Raw genomic sequence first — 4,747 nt, 5'->3', positions numbered from 1 at the left:
GCGGGGGGGGGGGGCGGCCCCCCGCGTCCCCAACACCCCCCGGCCCCCCCCCCCCCCCCCGGGCCCCCCACCGGGGGGGCTTTATCCCACCCCCCCCCGGTGTTTTAGCCAAACCCCCCCCCACGCTCGTTGCGTCCGGGTGGGTGGGGGTGGGGGCGGGGGCAGGTGGCGAGATCGTGCCGTGGCGCGGATCCGCCGCGCCAGGTCGTTGACCCGGTCGACGCCTCACCGGGAGCGTTCGGGGAACCCCTTCACACGAGGAGCCCCGATGAAACCGACCTTCCGCCGCGTGCCGGCCCCCGGGTCCGCACGCGCGAGGCGAGCCGCCGTCGTCCTGACGGCGGTGGCCCTCGCCCTCACCGCCCTCGCCCCACCCTCGGCGGGGGGCCCCCCCGCCGCGGCCCCCCGCCCCTCGGCGGTCGCCGCCGACGACGGGGACGCGCTCGTCTCGCCGCAGGAGGCCGCCCAGGACGCGGCGGCCGGCGCACCGGACGACCCCTACGCGGCGGACGACGGCGCCGACGGGTTCGCCCCCGTCGTCGACGGCGACGACGCGACGGCGCTCGACGCCAAGCTGGGCGACGCCGACCAGCGGCTCCTCAGCGAGGCGCAGGCCTCCGACGACGCCACGGTCACCGTCCTGCTCGCCGTGCGGCCGGACCGGGCGGGCGCCGTCGAGGACGCCGTCGAGGGCACCGGCGGCGTCGTCGGGCGGACCGAGGACGACCTCGGCTACGTGCGCGCGACCGTGCCGACCGACGAGGTCCCGGCGCTCGCCGCGCGCGGCGACGTCCTCGCCGTCGACCTGGACCGCGAGCTGAAGGTCCCCGACCCGACGCCGGTCGCGGCCGGCGAGGACGGCGCGACGGCGAGCCCTGCCGCCGACACCCCGGAGGCGCCGACGGCGTCGACCCCCGCGACCAACCCGTACCTGCCGGTCGCGGAGACCGGCGCGGTCACCTTCACCGACGCGCACCCGCGCTGGGACGGCCGCGGCACCGTGATCGGCGTCCTCGACACCGGAGTCGACCTGGCGCACCCCGCGCTGCAGACCACCGCCGACGGCAAGCCGAAGGTCCTGGACTGGTTCACGGCCACGGACCCGGTCGTCGACAGCGACGCGACCTGGCAGCGCCTGCAGACCAAGGTCACCGGGCCGTCGTTCCGGTACGGCGGGATCCAGTACACCGCCCCCGCGGGCTCGTACCTGGTCGCGGCGGTCAACGAGACGTCGTCCGCGCGCGCCGACGCCGCCGGCGACCTCAACCGGGACGGGGACACCTCCGACCGCTTCGCGCTGCTGTACGACCCGCAGACCCACGAGATCCGGGTGGACTCCGACGCCGACGGCGACCTCGTCGAGGAGACGCCGATGCTGCCGTTCGGCGTCGACCGGCAGGTGGGCTACCTCGGCACGGACGACCCGGGCACGGACGTCGCCGAGCGCATGCCGTTCACCGTCGACTACCGCGAGGACGTCGACCTGTCCCCGCTCGGTGGCGCGAACGTCGGCAAGGTCGGCGACTACGTCAACCTGGGCGTCGTGGCGGCCGAGCACGGCACGCACGTGGCCGCCATCGCGGCGGGCAACGGGCTGCTGGGCGGCGCGATGCGCGGCGCCGCGCCCGGCGCGCAGATCGTCTCCGCGCGCGCCTGCACGTGGAACGGCGGCTGCACCGCCGTGGCGCTCACCGAGGGCATGATCGACCTCGTCGTCGACCACCACGTCGACGTCGTCAACGTCTCGCTCGGCGGGCTGGTGCCGCTCAACGACGGCTCGAGCGCCGTCGCGCGCCTCTACGACCAGCTGGTCGACACGTACGACGTCGACATCGTCGCCGCGGCGGGCAACGACGGCCCCGGCCTCAACACCGTCTCGCCGCCGTCCACGGGGGACGGCGTCATCAGCGTGGCGGCGTCCGTCAGCGACGACACCTGGTTCGCGGACTACGGCTCCCGCGTCCCCACCGACCTGGGCCTGTTCCCGTTCTCGGCGCGCGGCCCGTCGGAGGACGGCTCGCTCAAGCCGACGGTGAGCGCACCTGGTGCCGCCGTCTCCGCGATCCCCACGTGGCTCGACGGGGAGGCGGTGCCCGAGACCGGGTACGACCTGCCCGCCGGGTACGGGATGCTCAACGGCACGTCGATGGCGTCGCCGCAGGTCGCGGGCGACGTGGCGCTGCTGCGCTCCGCGGCGAAGGCCCGCGGCACCGCCGTCACCGCGGCGGGCGTGCGGAGCGCCGTGACGGACACCGCCCGGCTGATCGACGGCGTCCAGGTGGCCGCCCAGGGCGCGGGCGTCGTGGACGTGCCCGCCGCGTGGCGGCAGCTGCTCGTCGACGGCGCCGCGCGTCCCGAGCGTGCCGCCTACACGGTCACGGCGCCGGTGTGCACCGCGCTGTCGGCGGCCCTGGCCACGCCGGGCGTCGGCGCGGGCGTGCACGACCGCTGCCTGCCCGGCAACGGCGGCCTCGCCCCCGGCGACCGCACGTCGTACGACGTGCAGGTGACGCGCACGACCGGGTCCGCGGCGTCGCAGCTGCACCGGCTCACGCTCGTCGGCGACGACGGCACGTTCGACGTGCCCCGGCAGGTGCGGCTCGGCCGCGGCGACGCCACGACGATCCAGGTGCAGGCGCACCCGCGCACCGTCGGCCTGCACTCGGCGCTGCTGCGGGTCGACGACCCGAGCACGCCCGGCGTCGACCACGTCGTGCCGCTCACCGTCGTCGCGACGGACGTCGCCGCCGCGCCGGCCCGCACCGTGACCGCGACGGGGACGGTGCCGCGCGGCGGCGCCGAGTCCGTCTTCGTCGCCGTGCCCGAGGGCGTGCAGAACCTGCAGGTCTCGCTCGCGGGCGCGGACGGCACCCCCGCCTCGGGCGTCCGGGTGCGGGCGTTCGACCCGGTCGGCCTGCCCGTCGACGCGCCGTCCGCCTGCTACACGGCGACCGACACGTGCGACCCGTCGAGGCACTCGTACGAGCGGCCGCGGGCCGGTGTGTGGGAGCTGGTCGTGGAGGCGTCGCGCGTCGCCCCGGCCGCCACGCCGGGCTACCGCGTGCGTGCCGCCCTCGAGGGCGTCTCGTTCACGCCCGCCGAGGTCTCGCTCGACACGCTCGACGTGCAGACCCCGCAGCGCGTGCAGCTGGCCGCGACGAACACGTGGGGCACGGTCGACGTCCACCCCGCCGCCGGTGCGCTCGGTCGCACGGTCAAGCTCCGCGGGCAGATCGTCCAGGGCGGCGTCGAGCAGAACCGGGTCGACGTCCCGCGCGACGCCACCCTGCTCGACCTCACCCTCACGCCGCTGGCCGACGCGGACCTCGACGTGCTGCTGGTGCACCTCGCCAGCGGGCAGGTCGTGGCCCGCGGCCAGGAGGTCGGCGCGGTGCCCGAGCGGCTCACGGTGCGCGACCCGGCGCCGGGCACGTACATCGTGGTGGTCTCCGGCACGTCGGTCCCCGGCGGCCAGGTGGAGTTCGACTACGTGGAGAAGTTCTTCTCCCCGTCGCTCGGCACCGTCACCGCGACCGACGACGCGGCCCACGAGCTGGCCCCCGGGGCCGCGCTCGGCCTCGACGTCGACGTCACGGCGGTGGCCCACCCGTTCGGTACCCGTGCGCTGGTGGGCACCGTGCCCCTGGTGAACGCCGAGGGCGGCGTCGTCGGCGACGCGCAGGTCCGGGTCGCGGCCGTCCGCACCCCGCAGGCCGACGTGGTCGCGACCGACCAGCCGTTCGTCGGCGCGGACATGAACGGCTCCGGCGTCGTCGCCGGCGACGACCAGGTGAAGGGGCTCACCACCCCCGGCCTGTGGACGGCCGACGGCGGCTTCACGCCCCTCGACGTCGGCCCGGACGGCCGCATGGGGTCCGCCTACGGCATCAACGAGGCGGGCGACGCCGCCGGGCAGGTGCTGCGGAGGTCCGGCGACGTCGTCGGAGCGCTCTGGCGCGCGGACGGCACGCTGGTCGACCTCGGCGTGCCGGGCACGCGGGACTACGACTCCACCTACGCGTTCGCGCTCAACGACGCGACGGACACCCATGGCGTCCAGGTGGTCGGCACGTCGGTCCAGGACGTGATGGTCGACGGCAAGGCGCACCGGTACGCGGACCCGTGGGTCTGGACGGACGGCGCGGGCTTCCGGATGCTCCCGCACCTGGGCGACGACCCGAGCGGCACGAAGGCGCTCGCCATCAACGACGCGGGCTTCGTCGTCGGGACGTCGGTGCTCGACGGCGCGGCGCACGCGGTGCGCTGGACGCCGGCCGGGGAGGTCGAGGACCTGGGCCTCCTCCCGCGGATGGGCGACGCGGTCGCGCAGGGCATCAACGCGGCGGGCGTCGTCGTGGGGCGGTCCGGGGACGACGCGTTCGTCTGGACGGCGAAGGACGGCATGCGGCGCCTGCCGGACCTCGGGTTCGACGGGACCGCGACGGCGATCACGGACGAGGGCCTGGTGCTCGGCAGCGCCCAGCCCACGCCCGAGGACACGACGCCGGTGGTGTGGGACGCGGACGGGAAGCTCTTCGACGTCGGCCACATGGTGGACCAGCGCACGTTCTTCCCGTCGGACTCGTTCGCCGTCCACGGCTCGCGCGTCCTCGTGTACGGGTACGTCCCCACGGGGTCGGGCGTGGCGCTCCTCGACCTGCCGGAGCTGCCCTGACCTGAAACCGACCCAGGCAACGAGCGTGCTGACTTGATCCTCAAACCGCCAGTTTGAGGATCAAGTCAGCAC

1 protein-coding gene is annotated in these 4,747 nt (G+C 76.0%); it reads left to right on the top strand.

Going from position 1 to position 4,747, the window contains the following annotated elements; genetic code table 11:
• The first annotated feature begins 268 nt into the window (after positions 1 to 268).
• Positions 269 to 4,675, top strand: coding sequence for a S8 family serine peptidase (locus ACFT55_RS19090; RefSeq protein ID WP_380245426.1), 4,407 nt, complete (start codon positions 269 to 271; stop codon positions 4,673 to 4,675).
• Positions 4,676 to 4,747: the final 72 nt, after the last annotated feature.

It is taken from the genome of Isoptericola sp. NPDC057191 (assembly GCF_042670225.1).
Lineage (GTDB): Bacteria > Actinomycetota > Actinomycetes > Actinomycetales > Cellulomonadaceae > Isoptericola.
This window is presented reverse-complemented; position numbering and strand designations above follow the sequence as displayed.